The 1,288-nt window shown below is 54.7% G+C and carries 1 protein-coding gene; it reads right to left on the bottom strand.

What is annotated here, in order from left to right:
• Window positions 1–19 precede the first annotated feature (19 nt).
• Window positions 20–991, bottom strand: coding sequence for an IS110 family transposase (locus tag VD17_RS30530; protein ID WP_046057082.1), 972 nt, complete (start codon window positions 989–991; stop codon window positions 20–22).
• Window positions 992–1,288: the final 297 nt, after the last annotated feature.

Raw genomic sequence — 1,288 nt, 5'->3', positions numbered from 1 at the left:
GTAGATACCGTCTTGAACCTCACCGGGCAAGCGCAAGTTTCGGGTCATAGGGTTGGCCCGACTTGAGCACGCCGTAAACAAAGTGCAGCAACTTGCGCATCGCTGCACAGATGATCTGCTTGGGGGCCTTGCCGTTGGCCTTCAAGCGGTCCTTCATGGCTTTGATCGCCTCGTTATGCTGCAACGCCACGAGACCTGGCATGTAGAGGCCCGCCCGCACGCGTACCGAGCCGATTTTCGAGATCGTCGAGCGCCCCTTTAGCTGGCCTGAGTCATGGAGCTTAGGGTTCAGTCCGGCAGCAGCAACCAGTTTGCGAGGATCATCGTACTTACGTAGATCGCCCAGCTCGGCCAACAGCCGCTCAATCGTTTTCTGCCCGATACCGTCGATGGTCACGATCAAGTCGCGCATCTGGCGCATGTCCGGGTCGTCATCAATGTGTTTTTTAATCGCTTTATGCGTTTCAGCGATCTCTTTTTCGATGTGGCGCAGCACGGAGTTGATCGAGGCTTTGACCTTTTCATCGGACACTTCCAGACGATTACGCTCCATTTGCTCCATCTCCTGAAGGTCATCCAGACGACGAACCAGGGCTTTCAACTGGCGATACTTCAGAGGCTCTGGCGCCCAAAGCTTCAGTTTTTCATTTTTTTCCCGGGCGAAATCGGCGATCAGCTTGGCGTCGCTTTTATCGGTTTTGATCCGCCGCAGTTCGCTGCCAGCGTAGGCATGAGTCGTGGCTGGATTAACGACGCAGACCCGATAACCCTTGTTGTAGACGAACTCGGCGAGCTCCAGGTGATAGACGCTGGTGGCTTCCATCACGATCAGAGCCGAAGGCTCGATCTGCTTTGTCAGCCAAGCTTCAAACTCTTTGAAACCCTTGGCATCATTAGCCAGCTTGGCCTTGGTTTTGTGTTTGCCGTTCGGTAGATGTGTAGCGATATCAAAGGTGTTTTTAGCGACATCGACGCCAACGAAACTGGACATATCCCTCTCCCAATCAGATCGGTTGCGATCATCACTGCACTCTGTCCAACCTTGCGAATGCGGGCTCTCGCCAAAGACGGGCCCAAGATACCGTTCGAACTATACGAGTGAGTGCGGAGGGTTGGAGCACGATCTACGTCACAGGCAAAAAGCCTAAGCAGCTGCGCGGCTTCCAGGTCCCTCCCTCGATGATCAGTCGAGAACTATCGCTCCTGACGGAGCGATAGTCGAGATACAAGCAGATGCCGAAGGCTGCGTTCGGATGCGCAGCAGTCGTAAAACCTGACCGCGCGGTAG

The organism is Pseudomonas fluorescens (assembly GCF_000968015.1).
GTDB lineage: Bacteria > Pseudomonadota > Gammaproteobacteria > Pseudomonadales > Pseudomonadaceae > Aquipseudomonas > Aquipseudomonas fluorescens_W.
The sequence above is the reverse complement of the archived record's forward strand: the minus strand, read 5'-3'. Positions and strand labels throughout refer to the sequence as shown.

What these genes read in the sequence shown, in the direction of transcription:
- VD17_RS30530 (WP_046057082.1), bottom strand. Translation starts at nt 991, where the DNA reads ATGTCCAGTTTCGTTGGCGTCGATGTCGCTAAAAACACCTTTGATATC.